We start from the raw sequence: 18,178 nt of genomic DNA on the forward strand, positions 1-18,178 counted from the left end.
CCTCCCGGCACCCTGCCCTCCCACCCCGGACACCGCCTGCTCCCCCCGGCACCCTGCCTTCCCACCCCGGACACCGCCTGCCCCCCGGCACCCTGCCTTCCCTCCCCCGGCGCCCGCCGCTCCTGCCTCCGGCGTCCCCCGCCCCTCCTTGGACCCTGCCGTGACCGGCCCTCCACCTGACGTCCAGTCAGATTCTTTCGGAACGGTCAAGAATTCGTTAGTACGCCGAAGCATCGGAATAGGTGCCTCGGCGAACGAGGTTTACCCACCACTTATCCCGCACGGATGATCACCGATCTTCTCGACTCAAGGCCTGGAGGCCGCCCTCAATGACGCTCACGACGACCAACCGGCCCACCCGGAGCGCGAGCGGGGCCGTCGTCCCGGTGCTCGCCTTCGCGGGCATCGTTGTCGCGGTGATGCAGACCCTGCTCGTCCCGGTCATCAAGGACCTGCCGCAACTGCTGGGCACCTCGCCCAGCAACGCCACCTGGGTCCTGACCTCCACCCTCCTCTCGGGCGCCGTGGCCACGCCGATCATGGGCCGCCTCGGCGACCTGTACGGCAAACGCCGGATGCTGATAACCAGCCTCGCCGTCATGGTGGTGGGCGCGCTCGTCAGCGCCTTCACCGACGCCCTGCTCGTCATGATCGTGGGCCGCACGCTCCAAGGCTTCGCCATGGGTGCGATCCCGCTCGGCATCGGTCTGATGCGCGACATGCTGCCCCGCGAGAAGCTGGGCTCGGCGATGGCCCTGATGAGTTCCTCGATCGGCGTCGGCGGCGGTCTCGCGCTGCCCGCCGCCGCCCTGGTCGCCCAGCACACCGACTGGCACGCCCTCTTCTACGGCGCCGCAGGGCTCGGTGTCCTCTCCATCGTCCTCACCCTCCTCACCGTCCCCGAGTCCCCCATGCGCGCCGAGGGCTCCTTCGACCTGCCGGGCGCGCTCGGCCTGTCCGCCGGACTGGTGCTGTTCCTGCTGCCGATCACCAAGGGCAGCGACTGGGGCTGGGCGTCCGCCACCACGCTCGGCCTGTTCGCCGCCGCCGTCGTCGTCCTGCTGCTGTGGGGCCTGATGGAGCTGCGCAGCAAGGCCCCGCTGGTCGACCTGCGCACCACGGCCCGCCGCGAGGTACTGCTCACCAACCTCGCCTCGATCATGGTCGGCGTCGCCTTCTACGTCGTCTCGCTCGTCCTGCCCCAGCTGCTCCAGCTGCCCGCCGCCACCGGCTACGGCCTCGGCCGGTCGATGGTGGTCGCCGGTCTGTGCGTGGCCCCGCTGGGCCTGACGATGATGTTCACCGCGCCCGTCTACGCCCGTCTGTCCGCCCGTTACGGCCCCAAGGTCACCCTGATCACCGGTCTGCTGATCATCGCCGTCGGCTACGGCGGCGGCCTCGGGCTGATGAACGCGGCCTGGCAGACCGTCCTCACCTCGGTGCTGCTGGGCGCCGGCATCGGCCTGGCCTACTCCTCGCTGCCCGCGCTGATCGTCGGCGCGGTCCCGGCGTCCGAGACCGGCGCGGCCAACGGCCTCAACACGCTGATGCGGTCCATCGGCACCTCGGTGTCCAGCGCCGTGATCGGCATGGTGCTGGCCAACACCGCGCACCACGTGAACGGCGTCGCGATCCCGACCATGCACGGTTTCCGCGTCTCCTTCCTGATCGCCACCGCCGCGGTCGCCCTCGGTCTGGTGCTCGCCCTGTGCCTGCCCCGGCCGAACCGTTCCACCACCACGCAGCTGCGCGCCAGCAGCGAGGAGGACGCCAACCTGGCGCACGCCGAGGAGGTGCTGCGGGGCTTCCGCGGCCGGGTGCTGGACGCCGGCGGTGCCCCGGTCGCCCGCGCCAAGGTCACCCTGATCGACCGGCACGGCCGCCAGGCCGGTGCCACGCTCTCCGCGGCGGACGGCCGCTACACCCTCGCGGTGCCGGCCCAGGGCCCCTACGTCCTGGCCGCCCGCGCCGCCGGTCACGGCCCGCATGCCTCCGCGGCGACCCACGCGGGCGACGACCGCCCGGTCGACATCGACCTCGCCCTCCCGGCCGAGACGGTCACGGCCTGACGGACACCGCCCGGCCCGGCGGACACCGCCCGGCCGGGCCGTCCCCGGACCGCCGCGTACGCGCGGCTGAGACGTACGCCACCGCACCCGCTGTCGCCCGCCCGGCAGCGGGTGCGGCAGCATGGGCGCCCTGAACGCCGTACGACCGGAAGGACCCGCTGCATGACCGCGGCACCGAAGCCCGACATCCTGGCCGCCTTCGAGGCCGCGAAGGGGTTCATGCCCACGGACGAGGGGCTGGCGCTGTACGCGGCGGCGGTGGACGCGGGCCGGCTGGGGCTGCCGCTGCTGGAGGTCGGTACGTACTGCGGACGGTCCACGATCCTGCTCGCCGACGCCGCCCGCGGCGCCGGGGTCACCGCACTCACCGTCGACCACCACCGCGGCAGCGAGGAGCAGCAGCCCGGCTGGGAGTACCACGACCCGGAGACGGTCGACCCCGAACTCGGCCTGATGGACACCCTGCCCGCCTTCCGGCGCACGCTGCACCGGGCCGGTCTCGAGGAGCACGTGGTGGCGCTCGTGGGGCGTTCCCCGCAGGTCGCCGCCGTGTGGAACACCCCGCTCGGCCTCGTCTTCGTCGACGGCGGGCACACCGACGAGCACGCGGGCGCGGACTACGCGGGCTGGGCCCCGCACGTCGCCGAGGGCGGCCTGCTGGTCATCCACGACGTGTTCCCCGACCCGGTGGACGAGTTCACCGGACAGGCGCCGTACCGCGTGTACCTGCGGGCGCTGGAGTCCGGCGGGTTCACCGAGGTCTCGGTGACCGGCTCGCTGCGCGTCCTGCGGCGAACCGGCCCGGCCGCCCCGGCCCGCGGTTAGGGTCGCGGTCGTGTCGTACGCAGGCCCCGAATTCGAACCCCCGCGTCCGGACCCCTCCGGACGGTCCGGACGGCCGCGCCGCAGCGCGGCCCTCGCCGTGGCCGCGCTGGTGTGCGGCGGGCTGCTGTGCTGGCTCGGGTACGAGGCGGTGGGCGCCCCGGACGGCGCCGACGCCGCCTCCCCGGGCGCACCGTCCGCCTCCGCTCCGGCGTCCTCCCCGGGGGGCGGGCCGCCGGGGAGGCCGTCCGCGGAACCGTCCGGGAGCACCTCGTCCCCGGCCGCTCCCGGTGACGACGGGAAGCGGCCCGGCGGTGCGGCGGGCCCGCTGGAGGGCAAGGTCGTCGTCATCGACCCGGGCCACAACCCGGGCAACTTCCGGCACACGTCCGAGATCGCCCGCAAGGTGGACATCGGCACCAACTGGAAGGAGTGCGACACCACCGGCACCGCCACGAACGCCGGTTACGCCGAGGCCCGGTTCACCCTGGACGTCGCCCACCGGCTGCGCACCCTGCTGGAACGGCAGGGCGCCACGGTGAAGCTGACCCACGACGACGGCTCCCCCGCCTGGGGCCCGTGCGTGGACGAACGCGCCCGGATCGGCAACACCGCGCACGCCGACGCGGCGATCTCCGTCCACGCCGACGGCGCGGCGCCCGGCGACCGCGGTTTCCACGTGATCCTCCCGGCGGCCGTCCACGAGGGGGCGGCCGACACCCGCGCCGTCGCCGCCGCCTCCCGCGACCTGGGCGAGCGCGTGGCGGGCAACTTCCTGCGGGTCACCGGCGAGCCGCCCTCCAACTACCTCGGCGGCGGCAGCGGACTCGTCACGCGGAAGGACCTGGGTGGTCTCAATCTGTCAACGGTTCCCAAGGTGTTCATCGAGTGCGGCAACATGCGCGACAGCACGGACGCGGCCCTGCTGACCAGCGGAACGTGGCGGCAGAAGGCGGCCGAGGGGATGTCTGAGGGAATCGTGAGTTTCCTGCGCGGGTCCTGACCGGCGCCGCCGTCCCGGCGGACAGGCCGACCGTACGGGCGATAGTGTCACCCGTACGATGAGGGGCCACCCCCGCGCTTCACGCCAGGACCCGGCAACAGCGACCTGGTGACAGCGACGCCTCTACCGACGACGAGACGACCTGAAGGACCTGAAGTGAATATCCGCTCCCTCACTCGGGGCGACGGCGTGGTGATCGGAGCAGCGGTGTTGCTGTTCATCGCGTCGTTCCTCCACACCCACGACTACCTGACTTCCACCGCCTGGGACGGCCTCGGCATGGGGCTCGGCGTCTACGTGGGCGGATTGGCCGGCGCCGCGCTGGTCGTCGTCAACCGGTGCCTGCCCCAGCCGCGCAAGGTGGCCGGGCTGGAACTGGGCACGGTGGGCACGGCGTTCACGGTGCTCGTGGCGTGGATCCTGTTCTGGGACCTGGTGGACCCGGGCATGTACGGCGCGGGTTCGGGCCTGGTCCTCGGCTTCATCGCGGCCCTCGTCCTCGCGGGCGCGGCGGTCGCGACCCCGCTGGTCCCCGCCCTGCAGGCCGCGCTCGTCCCGGCACCGAGGCCGGCCGCCCCGCACCCCTACGGCGCGCAGCCGCAGGCCGGTTACGGCTACCCGGGCGCCCCGCAGCCGTCGTACGGCGGCCAGCCGCAGCCCGGCGCGTCCTTCGGCGGTCAGCCGCAGCCGGGCCAGCCGGCCCCGGCCGCCGGTGGCCAGCCGGCGCCCCCCTTCTCGCCGTTCTGGTTCGCCGTCCCGGCGCCGCGTCCGCTGTTCGCGGAGGACGGTTCGCCCGCGCCGATCGCCGAACTCGCCCCGGGTACCTGGTACCTGGCGGTGGATCAGCGCGGTCAGGGCCTGCTGACGGAGATGCAGGACGGCCGCCGCGGTGTCCTCCAGGACGCCTCGAACATCCAGCGCGGCTGACGGCCGCCTGCGGCGCCGCGAACCCCGCGGCCCCTCGTCCTCGCGGGCGGGGGGCCGTCGCCGTGCTCGGGCGGGCCGGGCCTCCTGTCAGGAACCGGACCGGGCGCCGTTCTTCAGCTCGGAGGGCGTGGGCACCTTGTCCTTGACCGGTGCTCCCGCGCTCTTGCCCGCGTCCTTCACCTTGTTGAGGGTGTCGTTGAACGCGTTCGCCGCCGACCCATCGCCCTTGCGGAGCTTGGCCGGCAGGTCCTTCAGCCCGGCGATGGCCGCGTTGAGCGGTTCGAGCGCCTTGGAGAGGGTCGGGTCGCCCTGGGCGTTGTGCACGGCCGCCTTGAGCCGGTTGTAGGTGAACGCGCCGGCCAGACCTGCCTTGACCAGGGTGGCCTTGCGGTGCTTGGTGCCCTTCTTGAACTTGCCCTCCTTGTACGGTTTCCAGATCCACTGGTAGGTGGCTCCGGCCGCGAGGGCCGCGTTCGCCACGAAGCGTGTCTTGGCGAACTTCTGCCGCTCGGCGGAGGTGGTCGGGCTGGGCGTGGCCGCGGCGCCCGCGACCGTGGGACTGGTCTGCCGCCCGTCGCCCTGGCCGGTGGCCCACGCGGTGGTGGATCCGGCGAGCAGGGCGCAGCACAGGGTGAGCGCCACAGCGAGGCGCCGTATCGGTACGGGCACGGTGTCCTCCCGAAGGTGTTGCTCCGGTCCCGGAAGGTGCTGCTCCGGGTACTCCAGGGGTCCGTGTGAACCGGGCCGCGGCGCCCGAAACAGGGCACCTTCCGTGCGGTGCGCCTGACTTTCCGTAGGCGCGCGGGTTTCGAACGGCCGCGCGCGGCCAGACGCAAGGGCATGTCCCCTCGATATCGCACGGGTTCCGGCTCCGCCGGGACGGTCATCGCGGTGGTCGCCGACATCATGGCCGTCATCCTCGGACTGTGGATCCTGATGTACCTGCTGGACGCGAACCGGGCGAACGACCTGGTGCGGTTCGTCCATCACGCGGCCGACTGGCTCGCCGGCTGGTCGCGCGACCTGTTCACCTTCGACGAGGCCTGGGCGCGGGTGGTCGCCGGGTACGGCCTGGCCGCGGTCGTGTACCTCTTCGTCGGCCACGCCATCGCCAACCGCATCCACCGCGGCTGACCCCGGCGGGCCGGACGCCTCAGCCGCCGGCGGTCGTGCCGCAGCAGTCCGGTTCCAGGCCCCTGGGCAGGCCGTCCTGGGCGAAGACCGTGCAGGTGGCCTCGTGGCCGCCGAGCGCGGCGACCGCGAGGAGCAGCGAACCGGCCGTCCAGGTGGTCAGCTCGCGCGGCCATATGGCGTCGTCCTCGAAGACGTACCCCGTCCAGTACAGGCCGCTGTCCGCGTCGCGCAGGTGCTGGACGGACTTCAGGACGTCGAGCGCGCGGTCGGACTCGCCCGCCGCCCACAGGGTGAGGGCGAGTTCGGCCGACTCGCCGCCGGTCACCCACGGGTTGGGCACCACGCAGCGCACCCCGAGGCCGGGCACGACGAAGCGGTCCCAGCCGGCCTCGATGCGCGCCTTGGCCTCCGCACCGGTGACGGCACCGCCGAGCACCGGGTAGTACCAGTCCATCGAGTAGCGGTCCTTGTCCAGGAACCGCTCCGGGTGCCTGCGGATCGCGTGCCGCAGCGCGCCGGCCGCCAGCTCCCAGTCGGGCTGCGGCTCCTCACGCTGCTCGGCGATGGCGAGGGCGCAGCACAGCGCGTGGTGGACGGAGGAGGAACCGGTGAGCAGGGCGTCCGCGGTGCCCGTCCCGTCGTCCTCGCGCTTCCAGCCGATCTGCCCGCCGGGCTGCTGGAGGCGCAGCACGTACTCGACGGCCCCGTAGACGACCGGCCACATGCGGTCCAGGAAGGTGTCGTCGCCGGTGGAGAGGTAGTGGTGCCAGACGCCGACGGCGACGTAGGCGACGAAGTTGGTCTCCCGGCCGCGGTCGGTGACGTCGTCGTGGGCGCCGTCGGCGTAGGCGGCGTACCAGGAGCCGTCGGGCAGCTGGTGCCGGGCCAGCCACTCGTACGCGCGTGAGGCGGCCTCGTGTTCGCCCGCCGCGTCCAGCGCCATCGCCGCCTCGGTGTGGTCCCACGGGTCGAGGTGGTGGCCGCGGAACCACGGGATGGCTCCGTCCTCCCGCTGGGCGGCGAGGATGCCGTCCACGGTCGCGGCGGCCTGCTCGGCGGTGAGGACCCCGGGCAGGACGAGGTGTTCTGTCCGGGGGGTGGTCACTTGGCGTCCGCCCGGGGCAGGTGGGGCTTGGTCGCGTAGGCCACGAAGCTCTTGCCGATCAGCGGGTTCAGCGCCCGCTCGGCGACCCGGGTGGCCAGCGGCTTCTTCATGATGTCCCAGACCAGCAGCTTGTGGTACGCCTTCACCGGCAGCACCTGGTCGTTGTCGACGCCGAAGGCGCACTTGAGCCACCAGTACGGCGAGTGCAGGGCGTGCGCGTGGTGGGTGCCGTACGGCTTCAGGCCCGCCTCGCGCATCTTCGCGAGCAGTTCGTCGGCCCTGTAGATGCGGATGTGGCCGCCCTCGACCTCGTGGTAGGCGTCGGACAGGGTCCAGCAGACCTTCTCGGGTCCGTAGCGCGGCACGGTGACGGCGATCCGGCCGCCCGGCCTGAGCACGCGCACCATCTCGGCGAGGACGCCCTTGTCGTCGGGGATGTGCTCCATCACCTCGGAGATGATGACGACGTCGAAGGACTCGTCGGGGAAGGGCAGGGCGAGGGCGTCGCCCTCCATGGCGGTCGCGGTGGCCCCGGCGGGTGCCTCCCCGGCCTCCTTCATCGCCGCGAACCACTTGGCGACCTCGCGGATCTCCTCGCCGTTCTGGTCGAGGGCGACGACCTGGGCGCCGCGCCGGTAGCACTCGAACGCGTGCCGCCCCGCGCCGCAGCCGAGGTCCAGGACGCGGTCGCCCGGGGCGAGCGGGAACCGGGAGAAGTCGACGGTCAGCACGTGGCCCTGCTTTCGTATGCGTCTGCGGCGGGTGCGCCTGCTGCTGGTGCGGTCGGGGCCGCCTCGGCCGCCGCCGGTGCGGTCGGGACCGCCTCCGTCGCCGCCGGGGCGGTCGCGGGGCGGTACGGGGACCGCCGTGCGGGGCGGGGGCGTGCGGAGTCCGCGATGGCCTCGCGGTAGCGGGTCACGGTGCCCTCGGCGGCACGGGCCCACGTGAAGCGGCGCAGCACGCGGGCGCGGCCGGCCGCTCCGAGCCTGGCCCGCAGCTCCGGGTCGCCCAGCAGCCGGGTCAGGGCGGCGGCCAGCGCTCCCGCGTCGCCCGGCGGCACCGCCAGGCAGGTCTCGCCGTCCTCGCCGGCGACCTCGGGGATCGCGCCGCCGGTGGTGGCGACCAGCGGGGTTCCCGTGGCCATGGCCTCGGCGGCGGGCAGCGAGAAGCCCTCGTACAGCGAGGGCACGCACGCGACCTCGGCCGAGCGGACCAGGTCGACCAGTTCGGCGTCGGAGATGCCCTTGACGAACTCGACGGCGTCCTTGAGTCCGTAGCGCTCGACGGCCCGCGCGACCGGGCCCTCGGCCGGCTGCTTGCCGACGACGACCAGGTGCGCGCCGGGGTGTTCGGCGCGGACCTTCGCCAGGGCCTCCACGAGGAAGACGAGACCCTTGAGGGGGACGTCCGCGCTGGAGGTGGTCACGATCCGGCCCGGCACCTGCGGCACGGACGGGTCGGGCGAGAACAGGTCGGTGTCGGCGCCGATGTGGACGACGTGGATGCGGTCGGGGCGTACGCCGAGGTGGTCGACGATCTCCTGCCGGGACGTGCCGGAGACGGTGAGCACGGACGGCAGGCGGCGCGCGACCCGCTTCTGCATCCGCGTGAACGCGTACCAGCGGCGCACCGACCACTGCCGCTGCCGGGTCGTCGCGGCGTCCAGCTCCAGTTGCCGGTCCACGGTGATGGGGTGGTGGACGGTGGTGACCAGGGGGGCGCCGACGTCGCCGAGGAGGCCGTAGCCGAGGGTCTGGTTGTCGTGGACGACGTCGAACTCGCCGCGGCGGGCGCGCAGGTGGCGGCGGGCGCGCAGGGAGAAGGTCAGCGGCTCGGGGAAGCCGCCGGTCCACATGGTGGCGACCTCCAGCGCGTCGACCCAGTCGCGGTACTCGTCGCGCTTGGGGGTGCGGAAGGGGTCGGGCTGGCGGTACAGGTCGAGGCTGGGCAGCTCGGTCAGGCGCAGCGCGCCGGCGTACTCCTCGTCCTCGTCGAGGACGGGATAGGGCTGGGAGCCGATGACCTCGACGTGGTGGCCGAGGCGGGCCAGTTCGCGCGAGAGGTGCCGGACGTAGACGCCCTGGCCGCCGCAGAACGGGTTTCCCTTGTAGGTGAGGAGCGCGATCCTGAGCGGTCGCCCTCCGTCCGCGGCGAGGTCCGCCGGGGACCCGGCCTGACTGGCCTCAGCGGTCACTCTGGCCCCCTTCTGACTGCACCGTCCCGCGAGATTACGCCGGGACGCTAATCTAGAACAAGTTTCAGACTTGATCGTCTTGATCGTTCAGGAGGCTCCGAATCTACCGGCAGGTAGCCGCGCTGTGAGCAGTGAAGCGGGTGATTCGCGCCACGGCTCGGGCCCCGGCCCCGCCGCCCCGGCCCACCACGAGTCCACCGCGAGTCGGCCCGGTTCAGGCCCACCCGGCCCGTCCAGGCCCGCTCCGGGTCCGGCCGGTCCGTCCCGGCCGTTCCGGGTCCCGCCCCGTCCGCCCCGGGCCGGTGCCAGCCGGGGGCTCGCGCCGGGACGGGCGGGCGGGCGCCGGGCACTCGGCCGCACGCCCGGACGTACGCCGGGTCGCGCGGCGCCCCGCGCCCCTGCCACGCTGTCCGACCGCCCGCCCCCACCGACCGCCATGGAGCGCGACCCATGCCTGCGCACGCCAGTACCTCCCGGCCGCAAGCCGGCACCTCCCGGTCGGACGCGCCGCCGCTCACCGAGCGGCAGGAGGCGCGCCGCCGCCGCATCCTGCGCGCGAGCGCGCAGCTCGCCTCCCGGGGCGGTTTCGACGCGGTGCAGATGCGGGAGGTCGCGGAGTCCTCGCAGGTCGCCCTCGGCACGCTGTACCGGTACTTCCCGTCCAAGGTGCACCTGCTGGTCGCCACGATGCAGGACCAGCTGGAGCGGCTGCACGGCACGCTGCGCAAGCGGCCCCCGGCCGGTGACAGCGCGGCCGAGCGGGTGGCGGAGACGCTGATGCGCGCCTTCTGCGCCCTCCAGCGCGAGCCCGATCTGGCGGACGCCATGGTCCGCGCCCTGACCTTCGCCGACCGCAGCGTGAGTCCCGAGGTCGACCAGGTGTCCCGGCAGACGACGGCGATCATCCTGGACGCGATGGGCCAGGACGACCCGACGCCCGGGCAGCTCTCCGCCGTCCGGGTCATCGAGCACACCTGGCTGTCGGCCCTGATCACCTGGCTCTCGGGCCGCGCCTCCATCGCGCAGGTCCAGGGGGACATCGAGACGGTGTGCCGGCTGATCGGCCTCGCGGAGAGCGGGCGCAAATAGCCCGATTTTCCCGGCTTGGGGTATTGCGTCAGGCCGCAGGCGTTCTATCCTGAAAGAGCCTACGAGGCGAGTGAGGGAGTCCGACCGGAGTAGCCGACTTCCGCGAGACGCCGAGGCATCCTCGAGATGCCGAGGCATCCGCCGGGGCCGACGTCGACGGTAGGGCTGAGAGGCCGGAAGGTTCGCAGCAGAGAACCGGAAGGCGACCCCCATCACCTGATCCGGACCATACCGGCGAAGGGAACCCGTCTCGTAGGTTTTCGCATGCCTCCGTCCCCTGCGGGGCTTCCCGCGGGGTCTCCTGCGTGCCCGCGCCCGTGGGCCGCTGCTGTGCGGGGCCCATGGATCCTCTTGAACGGATCCTCTTGAACGCCTCCGCGCCGAGCGCGCCTGCGAGCGCCTGGTCGTCGGCTTCGTCCACCGCCTGGACCTGGGCGACCCTCCTCCGTGGCCGAGCTGTTCGTGCCGGACGGGGTCTGGGAGTGGCCCCCTCCCGGTGACGGCAGGCGCGTCGAAGGGCGCGAGGCACTGCGGGCGTACTTCGGCTCCCGGCCGGGCGGACGGCTCTCGCGCCGGGTCATGTCCACCCTCCCCGTCACGGTGACCTCGGCGGACACGGCGACGGCCACCTCGTACCTCACCACCTGCCGCGTCGACGGCCGCACCGGCGCCCACGGCATGGTGCCGACCGGCCCGCCCGTCCAGGCCGGCGACTACACCGACGTCTTCCGCAGGACCGGCGGCGACGAGTGGCTCCTGGTCTCCCGGGCCCTGCGCCTGCCGTTCGGCGGGCCCACGCCCAGGGCGTGGCCGCAGGGCCGCGCACAGCCGCCCGGCGGCCGCTTCCGGCCGGGCCGGTAGAGTGGCCCGGTCGTTTCACGCCTGTCCGGGGGGAAGCCGGTGCGAATCCGGCGCTGACCCGCAACCGTAGGCCGCCCCCGTGGCGGCGAGCCGGAATGCCCCGGGCGCGCGCGTGAGCGGCTCGCGTACGCCGGCAGCCCGCCGCCGTACGGCACCGTCGAGGGACACGGAGCCGAGCCGCCGGGGTGTCCCGTGCTGTCCGGCTCCCCGCAGGGAGAGGCATCCGCCGATCATGAACATACGCCGCAGCGCAGCGGCCCTGGCCGCCGTCGCCGCCGTCGCCGTGATCGGTGCCCCGGCGCAGGCCGCCGTCACCGGCTCCTCCCCGGCCCCCTCCGCCTCCCCCGCGCTGCCGCCGGGCCTCTACGGCAGCTCCGACCCGAAGTACGACGGGGTCTGGCGCCAGTCCCTCGCCCTGCTCGCGCAGCACACCGTGGGGGTGCGGCCCGCCGCGCAGGCCGTGGACTGGCTGGCCGGGCAGCAGTGCGCGAGCGGCGCGTTCGCGCCCTTCCGCGCCGACCTGTCGCGCGCCTGCGACGCCAGGACGGCCGTCGACTCCAACAGCACGGCCGCCGCCGTCCAGGCGCTCGCCGCGCTCGGCGGCCACGACGCGGTGACCGGCAAGGCGGTGTCCTGGCTGAAGTCCGTGCAGAACAAGGACGGCGGCTGGGGGTACACGCCCGGCGGACCCAGCGACGCCAACTCCACCTCGGTCGTCGTGGGCGCCCTCGCCGCCGTGGGCGACCGGCCCGCCTCCGTCGTCAAGGACGGCAAGTCCCCCTACGACGCCCTGCTGAAGCTGGCCCTGCCGTGCTCGGGCGACGGCGCGGGCGCCTTCGCCTACCAGCCCGACCAGCACGGCAAGCTCGCCGCCAACGCGGACGCGACCGCCGCCGGTGTGGTCGCCGCGCTCGGCCAGGGCCTGGCCGCCACACCGCAGGGGAAGACGGGCGGTACACCGCGGGGGAAGGCCGGCAGCGCAGCCCGCTGCACCGGCTCCGGTGCCGCCACCCCGGCGCGGGCCGCCGCCAACGGCGCCGCCTACCTCGCGCACGCCGTCGCCGAGGACGGCCACCTCACCTCCGCGCTGCCCGGCGCCACCGCCCAGCCCGACTACGGCAACACCGCCGACGCGGTCGTCGCGCTCGCCGCGCAGGGCGGTGCCGGGCAGGCACGGAAGCCGCTGGAGTGGCTGGAGAAGAACGCCGGGAAGTGGGCGGCGCAGAGCGGCCCGGCCGCGTACGCCCAGCTGGTCTTCGCGGCCCACGCCACCGGCACCGACCCGCGCGCCTTCGGCGGCCTCGACCTGGTCGAGGCGCTGAACGCGACCGGCCCGGCACCGCAGGCGCCCGTGACGGGCAGCACCAGCGGCGACGCGACGGAGAAGGGCGACAGCTCGTCGCACACCGTCTGGTGGATCGCCGGCGGTGCCTGCCTGGTCGTCGTCCTCGGCGCCGTCGCCTGGGCGGCCGGCCGCAGGAAGAGCGGGGCCGGCGGCGACAGCGCCGAGAGGCAGCAGCCGTGACGTACCGCCGCCCGCGCGCCCTGCCCGCGCCGCCCGCCGCCTCCCCGCCGGCCATGCCGTCCGCGCTGTCCGCACTGTCCGTGCTGCTCCTGGCCGCCGTGTTCCTGCTGGCGGCGGGCGTCGCCCCGGCCCAGGCGGCCGGGTACCGGTACTGGTCCTTCTGGGACCGCGACGGCGCCCGGTGGACGTACGCCACGCAGGGGCCGTCCACGGCCCGGCCCGCCGACGGCGACGTGCAGGGCTTCCGCTTCGCGGTGAGCCAGGACTCGCAGGACGCGGCCCGGCCGCGCGGGACGGCGGACTTCGCGGCCATCTGCTCCGGCACCCCGGCCCGCGACGGCGCCAAGCGCGTCGCGCTGGTCCTCGACTTCGGCACCCGGGCCGACGCGCCCTCCGGGGAGACCCCGCCCGCCCCCCGCACGGCCTGCGCCCGCGTGCCCTCCAACGCCACCACGGCGGAAGCCCTGGCGGCCGTCGCCAAGCCCCTGCGGTACGACACGAACGCGCTGCTGTGCGCGATCTCCGGATACCCGCGCCAGGGCTGCGGCGAGCAGGTCTCGTCGGACGGCGGCGCGAAGGCCCCGGGCGGCGAGCCGGCCTCGGACACGGCCGGCACGGACGGGAGGAAGGACGACGGCGGGCCGTCCGTCGGCCTCGTCGCGGGCGGTGCCGTGGTCGTCGTCCTCGCCGGGGCGGCCCTGTGGCAGGCCAGGCGGCGCAGGAATGCGTGACGGGGCCGGGGCCGGTGGCGCGGGCGCCCACCGGCCCGGTCCCCGCGCCCGCGAGTCCGCTCCCCGCTCCCGTGGACCCCGGGTCCACGCGGGCGCCTGGTGGCTGTGGGCGCTGGCGCTCGGCACCGGCGCCACCCGCACCACCAACCCGCTGCTGCTCGCCCTGCTCCTCACGGTCTCCGGCTACGTCGTCGTCACCTGCCGCCCGGACACCCCCTCGGCGCGCTCCTACTCCGCCTTCCTGCGGCTGGCGCTCGCCGTCCTCGTCATCCGGCTCTTCTTCGCCGTCGCCCTCGGCTCCCCCATCCCCGGCACGCACGTGCTCCTCACGCTCCCCGAAGTCCCGCTGCCGCACTGGGCGCAGGGCATCCGGCTGGGCGGCCGGGTCACGGCCGAGGCGCTGCTGTTCGCCCTGTACGACGGCCTGAAGCTGGCCGCGCTGCTGATCTGCGTGGGCGCCGCCAACGCGCTGGCCGCGCCCGCCCGGCTGCTCAAGTCCCTGCCCGGCGCGCTGTACGAGACGGGCGTGGCCGTCGTCGTCGCGCTCACCTTCGCCCCGCACCTGGTGGCCGACGGGCGCCGGCTGCGGGCCGCCCGCAGGCTGCGCGGGCGGCCCGACCGTGGCGTGCGCGGGCTGCTGCACGTGGGACTGCCGGTCCTGGAGGGCGCGCTGGAGCGTTCGGTGGCGCTCGCCGCCGCGATGGACGCCCGCGGTTACGGCCGCACCGCCGAGGTCGCGCCCGCCGTGCGCCGCACCACCGCCGCCCTCACCCTGGGCGGGCTGCTCGGGGTGTGCGCGGGAACGTACGGGCTGCTCACCGCCGAGGGCGGCAGCTACGGGCTGCCGGTGCTGCTGGCCGGGGTCGCCGCCGCGCTGGCCGGGCTGTGGCTCGGCGGCCGACGCTCGGTGCGCACCCGCTACCGCCCCGACACCTGGAACCCGCGCTCCTGTCTCGTGGCCGCTTCCGGCATCGCCGTGGCGGTGCTGCTGACGCTGGCCGCCGCCCGCGACCCGCAGGCACTGCACCCCGGTGTCGTCCCGCTGACCGCCCCCGGCCTGCCGGTGTGGCCGGCGGCGGCCGTACTGCTCGGTCTTGTCCCCGCGTTCGTGGCCCCCGCGGGCACCGCCGCACGCAAGGATGCGCCCGGCGCCCCCCGCCAGGGCTCGCGCGAAAACGCGCGCAAGAACGCACGCAAGGAGCCGTCGTGATCCGTTTCGAGGACGTCTCTGTGACGTACGACGGTGCCGCCGAACCCACCGTCCGCGCCGTGGACTTCGAGGTACCCGAGGGTGAACTCGTGCTGCTGGCGGGCCCGTCGGGGGTGGGCAAGTCCACCGTGCTGGGCGCGGTGAGCGGGCTGGTGCCGCACTTCACCGGCGGCACCCTGCGCGGCCGGGTCACCGTGGCCGGACGCGACACCCGCACCCACAAGCCGCGCGAGCTGGCCGACGTCGTCGGCACGGTCGGGCAGGACCCGCTGTCCCACTTCGTCACCGACACCGTCGAGGACGAACTCGCCTACGGCATGGAGTCGCTGGGACTCGCCCCGGCCGTCATGCGGCGCCGGGTGGAGGAGACCCTGGACCTGCTGGGCCTGGCCGCGCTGCGGGACCGGCCCATCGCCACGCTCTCCGGCGGCCAGCAGCAGCGGGTCGCGATCGGCTCGGTGCTCACCCCGCACCCGCAGGTCCTCGTCCTGGACGAGCCGACCTCCGCCCTCGACCCGGCCGCCGCCGAGGAGGTCCTCGCCGTCCTCCAGCGCCTCGTGCACGACCTCGGTACGACGGTCCTCCTGGCCGAGCACCGCCTGGAACGGGTCGTCCAGTACGCCGACCAGGTCGTCCTGCTGCCCGCGCCGGGCGCCGCCCCACTGCTGGGCGCCCCGGCCGACGTCATGGCCGTCTCGCCGGTGTACCCGCCGGTGGTGGACCTGGGCCGGCTCGCGGGCTGGTCGCCGCTGCCCCTGACGGTCCGGGACGCCCGGCGCCGCGCCGGGGACCTGCGCGAGCGCCTGAGCGGCCGCGAGCCCGCCCCGGCACCGCTCCCGCCCACCGCACCGCCCGCACCCGCCACCTCCACGGCACCCGGCGCGCCGGGGACACCCCGAACAGCTGGGACGGCTTCCACAACACCCGGGACGGTCCGCCGGCCGGGTCTGCGCGGACTCTGGCGCAGGGGCGCGACCGGGGCCGCGACGGCGTCCCCGGCCGCCGGTGCCCCCGTAGCCGAGGTCCGCGCCCTCGGCGTCCGCCGCGACGGCGTCCAGGCGCTGCGGCACGTCGATCTGACCGTCGCGCCCGGTGAGACCATCGCGCTCATGGGCCGCAACGGCGCCGGGAAGTCCACCCTGCTCGGCTCGCTGGTCGGCCTGGTGGAGCCGCGGAGCGGAGTGGTCCGCGTCGGCGGGACGGTGCCGCACCGCTCCTCGCCCCGTGAGCTGGTGCGCCGAGTGGGTCTGGTCCCGCAGGAGCCGCGCGACCTGCTCTACGCCGACACGGTCGCCGCCGAGTGCGAGGCGGCCGACCGGGACGCGCACGCGGCGCCCGGCACCTGCCGCGCCCTGGTCCACGAGCTGCTGCCCGGCGTCGCCGACGCCACCCACCCGCGCGACCTGTCCGAGGGCCAGCGTCTCGCGCTCGCCCTCGCGGTGGTCCTGGCCGCGCGCCCGCCGCTGCTGCTCCTGGACGAGCCGACCCGCGGCCTGGACTACGGCGCCAAGGCGCGCCTGGTAGCGGTGCTGCGCGGCCTGGCCGCCGAGGGGCACGCGATCGTGCTGGCCACGCACGACGTGGAACTGGCCGCGGAACTCGCCCACCGGGTCGTGCTGGTCGCCGAGGGCGAGGTGATCGCCGACGGCCCGACGGCCGAGGTCGTCGTCTCCTCCCCCTCCTACGCCCCGCAGGTCACCAAGATCCTCGCCCCGCAGCACTGGCTCACGGTCTCCCAGGTCCGCGAGGCGCTGACGTGACCGCGCCCTCCTCCCTCCGTGCCCCCGCCCCCGCCGCCACGGCAGGCAGGCAGGCGCGCGCGGTCCGTCTGGGCCCGCGCTCCCTGGCCGCCCTCGTCCTGGTCAGCGCCGTCGGTGTCGCCGCGTTCACCTGGCCGTTCCTCGCCCCGCCGACCGCCCAGCTCAGCGCGCACGCGCAGGACGCGCCCTGGCTCTTCGCGGGTCTGCTCGTGCTGCTCGTCGCCGTCGTCGCCGCGACGATCTCCGAGTCCGGTCTCGGCCCGAAAGCGGTCGCCATGCTGGGCGTGCTGGCGGCGACCGGGGCGGCGCTGCGCCCGATCGGCGCCGGGACGGCGGGCCTGGAGCCCATGTTCTTCCTGATGGTGCTGAGCGGACGGGTGCTCGGGCCGGGCTTCGGGTACGTGCTGGGCTCGGTGACGATGTTCGCCTCCGCGCTGCTCACCGGCGGGGTGGGCCCGTGGATGCCGTTCCAGATGCTGGCGATGGGCTGGTTCACCATGGGCGCGGGCCTGCTGCCGGGCCCCGACCGGCTGTGCGGCCGTGCCGAGCTGCTGATGCTGGCCGTGTACGGGTTCCTCGCCGCGTTCGCCTACGGCACGGTCATGAACCTCGCGGGCTGGCCCTTCATGGGCACCCTCGCCTCCACGATCGCCTTCGACCCGCACGCGGCGGTCGGCGCCAACCTGGCCCGTTTCCTCGCGTACTGCCTGGCCACCTCGCTCGGCTGGGACCTGGGCCGGGCCGTCGTCACGGTCGCCTTGACCCTCGTGGTGGGTCCGGCGGTGCTGCGGGCGCTGCGGCGGGCCACCCGGCGGGCCGCGTTCGAGACGCCGGTCACCTTCGACGGCCCCTGACCCCGGCCGCGCGGTGAACCGTCGGTGAGCCCCGCCGATCCCACGGTGACGGCCCCGGTGAGGCGCCCCACATGACGTGGGTCACCTACGATGCCGGGCCGTAGCCGCAAGCGGCTGTCATGCACGCGACTTTACCCGCGCCGACCTGGGCTTTGAGACGCCGCTCACACGGGGACGGATCACCCGGGATGCGACGACCACTAGTAAAAGGGGTGCTTGCGGACGGATTTCCCGGCTGCTTCTCTGGACGACGTCGCAAGGAGCCGACGGTCCCCCGGGGCCGCGGCACCAGGCAGCTCCTCCCCCGCTCCCGCGGGCTCCGGCTGTCCGCGGCCCCCCGTCCCCGACGCAAGAGGTTCTCCGTGTCCGTCTCCTTCATCCGCCGCATCGCCACTCCGAAGAAGGCCCTCTCCACCGCCGCCGTGGCCGCCGCCACCGTCGGCATGGCCCTCACCGCCGCCCCCGCTCACGCGGCCACCGCCGGCTCGGGCGCCGACGCGAAGACGATCGCGCACCAGATGATCCCGGACGCCGCCCAGTTCAACGCCTTCAGCCACATCGTCGAGCACGAGAGCGGCTGGAACCCGCACGCCACCAACGCCTCCTCCGGCGCCTACGGTCTGGTCCAGGCGCTCCCGGCCTCGAAGATGTCCTCGGCCGGCGCCGACTGGAAGACCAACCCGAAGACCCAGATCAAGTGGGGTCTGGACTACATGAACTCCCGCTACGGCAGCCCGGCCGCCGCCTGGAACTTCTGGCAGGCCAACGGCTGGTACTGAGCCGGCCCCGCAGTGTGAGCCCCCGGATGCGACCCATCCGGCGCGGGCCACCGCACCGCAGTCGTGAAGGCGGCGGCCCCGATCCCCGGGCCGCCGCCTTCACCATGTCCGCACG

The 18,178-nt window shown here is 74.7% G+C and carries 16 protein-coding genes, 1 pseudogene and 1 riboswitch; of the genes and pseudogenes, 13 read left to right on the forward strand and 4 right to left on the reverse strand.

Features of this window, described 5'->3' with window-relative positions:
- The first annotated feature begins 329 nt into the window (after positions 1 to 329).
- From IG64_RS09500 to IG64_RS09515, 4 genes are all read left to right on the forward strand, one after another.
- On the forward strand, positions 330 to 2,069 hold the full coding sequence (locus IG64_RS09500; RefSeq protein WP_037854109.1) for an MFS transporter: 1,740 nt from the start codon (positions 330 to 332) through the stop codon (positions 2,067 to 2,069).
- Positions 2,070 to 2,231: 162 nt separating this feature from the next.
- On the forward strand, positions 2,232 to 2,894 hold the full coding sequence (locus IG64_RS09505) for a class I SAM-dependent methyltransferase (RefSeq protein ID WP_037854110.1): 663 nt from the start codon (positions 2,232 to 2,234) through the stop codon (positions 2,892 to 2,894).
- Between the two features lie 10 nt (positions 2,895 to 2,904).
- A complete protein-coding gene (locus tag IG64_RS09510) occupies positions 2,905 to 3,894 on the forward strand; it encodes an N-acetylmuramoyl-L-alanine amidase (protein WP_078883911.1) in 990 nt (329 codons plus the stop codon).
- A 156-nt stretch (positions 3,895 to 4,050) separates the two neighbouring features.
- Positions 4,051 to 4,821: a hypothetical protein gene (locus IG64_RS09515; protein WP_199811554.1), complete on the forward strand. Its 771-nt coding sequence runs from the start codon at positions 4,051 to 4,053 to the stop codon at positions 4,819 to 4,821.
- A gap of 87 nt (positions 4,822 to 4,908) precedes the next feature.
- On the opposite strand, the gene IG64_RS09520 is transcribed toward IG64_RS09515, so the two are convergent.
- On the reverse strand, positions 4,909 to 5,490 hold the full coding sequence (locus IG64_RS09520; RefSeq protein WP_037854113.1) for a hypothetical protein: 582 nt from the start codon (positions 5,488 to 5,490) through the stop codon (positions 4,909 to 4,911).
- Positions 5,491 to 5,661: 171 nt separating this feature from the next.
- On the opposite strand from IG64_RS09520, the gene IG64_RS09525 reads away from it, so the two are divergent.
- Positions 5,662 to 5,955, forward strand: coding sequence for a hypothetical protein (locus IG64_RS09525; protein WP_037854114.1), 294 nt, complete (start codon positions 5,662 to 5,664; stop codon positions 5,953 to 5,955).
- Between the two features lie 19 nt (positions 5,956 to 5,974).
- On the opposite strand, the gene IG64_RS09530 is transcribed toward IG64_RS09525, so the two are convergent.
- From IG64_RS09530 to IG64_RS09540, 3 genes are read right to left on the reverse strand one after another with little or no spacing between them, the layout of a single operon-like run.
- Positions 5,975 to 7,060, reverse strand: coding sequence for a prenyltransferase/squalene oxidase repeat-containing protein (locus tag IG64_RS09530; RefSeq protein WP_037854117.1), 1,086 nt, complete (start codon positions 7,058 to 7,060; stop codon positions 5,975 to 5,977).
- Complete coding sequence (locus IG64_RS09535) at positions 7,057 to 7,791, reverse strand: class I SAM-dependent methyltransferase (RefSeq protein ID WP_037854118.1); 735 nt, start codon at positions 7,789 to 7,791, stop codon at positions 7,057 to 7,059. Before IG64_RS09535 ends, IG64_RS09530 begins: the two co-directional genes overlap by 4 nt.
- Positions 7,785 to 9,254 carry a glycosyltransferase family 4 protein gene (locus IG64_RS09540; protein WP_037854120.1) on the reverse strand — a complete coding sequence of 490 codons (1,470 nt, stop codon included), beginning with the start codon at positions 9,252 to 9,254 and terminating at the stop codon, positions 7,785 to 7,787. The genes IG64_RS09535 and IG64_RS09540 overlap by 7 nt, the downstream gene beginning before the upstream one ends.
- A 450-nt stretch (positions 9,255 to 9,704) precedes the next feature.
- On the opposite strand from IG64_RS09540, the gene IG64_RS09545 reads away from it, so the two are divergent.
- The 8 genes and pseudogenes from IG64_RS09545 to IG64_RS09580 all read left to right on the forward strand — a co-directional run bounded on the left by IG64_RS09545 (position 9,705) and on the right by IG64_RS09580 (position 18,063).
- On the forward strand, positions 9,705 to 10,343 hold the full coding sequence (locus IG64_RS09545; protein ID WP_037854123.1) for a TetR family transcriptional regulator: 639 nt from the start codon (positions 9,705 to 9,707) through the stop codon (positions 10,341 to 10,343).
- 400 nt (positions 10,344 to 10,743) lie between these two features.
- Positions 10,744 to 11,204 (forward strand): annotated as a pseudogene (locus IG64_RS09550) (nuclear transport factor 2 family protein).
- A gap of 29 nt (positions 11,205 to 11,233) precedes the next feature.
- Positions 11,234 to 11,305: riboswitch (cobalamin riboswitch) on the forward strand.
- 131 nt (positions 11,306 to 11,436) lie between these two features.
- Positions 11,437 to 12,729 (forward strand): prenyltransferase/squalene oxidase repeat-containing protein, encoded by a 1,293-nt coding sequence (locus IG64_RS09555; protein WP_037854124.1) that lies wholly within the window; start codon positions 11,437 to 11,439, stop codon positions 12,727 to 12,729.
- A 53-nt stretch (positions 12,730 to 12,782) separates the two neighbouring features.
- Complete coding sequence (locus tag IG64_RS09560) at positions 12,783 to 13,460, forward strand: SCO2322 family protein (protein WP_037854498.1); 678 nt, start codon at positions 12,783 to 12,785, stop codon at positions 13,458 to 13,460.
- The gene (locus tag IG64_RS09565; protein WP_234438455.1) at positions 13,453 to 14,670 is read left to right on the forward strand and encodes a CbiQ family ECF transporter T component; all 1,218 of its coding nucleotides are present in this window, start codon (positions 13,453 to 13,455) and stop codon (positions 14,668 to 14,670) included. Before IG64_RS09560 ends, IG64_RS09565 begins: the two co-directional genes overlap by 8 nt.
- Positions 14,667 to 16,430 (forward strand): ABC transporter ATP-binding protein, encoded by a 1,764-nt coding sequence (locus tag IG64_RS09570; RefSeq protein WP_037854126.1) that lies wholly within the window; start codon positions 14,667 to 14,669, stop codon positions 16,428 to 16,430. Before IG64_RS09565 ends, IG64_RS09570 begins: the two co-directional genes overlap by 4 nt.
- A complete protein-coding gene (locus IG64_RS09575) occupies positions 16,427 to 17,284 on the forward strand; it encodes an ECF transporter S component (RefSeq protein WP_037854128.1) in 858 nt (285 codons plus the stop codon). The genes IG64_RS09570 and IG64_RS09575 overlap by 4 nt, the downstream gene beginning before the upstream one ends.
- Before the next feature lie 362 nt (positions 17,285 to 17,646).
- Positions 17,647 to 18,063, forward strand: a complete 417-nt coding sequence (locus IG64_RS09580; RefSeq protein ID WP_037854129.1) for a transglycosylase SLT domain-containing protein — start codon at positions 17,647 to 17,649, stop codon at positions 18,061 to 18,063.
- Positions 18,064 to 18,178 lie beyond the last annotated feature (115 nt).

The sequence above is a fragment of the Streptomyces sp. NRRL S-340 genome (assembly GCF_000720185.1).
Lineage (GTDB): Bacteria > Actinomycetota > Actinomycetes > Streptomycetales > Streptomycetaceae > Streptomyces.

Bases quoted from the DNA above. Each gene is read 5' to 3' on its own strand.
- IG64_RS09565 (WP_234438455.1), top strand. From the start codon at position 13,453: ATGCGTGACGGGGCCGGGGCCGGTGGCGCGGGCGCCCACCGGCCCGGT.
- IG64_RS09545 (WP_037854123.1), top strand. From the start codon at position 9,705: ATGCCTGCGCACGCCAGTACCTCCCGGCCGCAAGCCGGCACCTCCCGG.
- IG64_RS09525 (WP_037854114.1), top strand. From the start codon at position 5,662: ATGTCCCCTCGATATCGCACGGGTTCCGGCTCCGCCGGGACGGTCATC.
- IG64_RS09560 (WP_037854498.1), top strand. From the start codon at position 12,783: ATGCCGTCCGCGCTGTCCGCACTGTCCGTGCTGCTCCTGGCCGCCGTG.
- IG64_RS09555 (WP_037854124.1), top strand. From the start codon at position 11,437: ATGAACATACGCCGCAGCGCAGCGGCCCTGGCCGCCGTCGCCGCCGTC.
- IG64_RS09505 (WP_037854110.1), top strand. From the start codon at position 2,232: ATGACCGCGGCACCGAAGCCCGACATCCTGGCCGCCTTCGAGGCCGCG.
- IG64_RS09500 (WP_037854109.1), top strand. From the start codon at position 330: ATGACGCTCACGACGACCAACCGGCCCACCCGGAGCGCGAGCGGGGCC.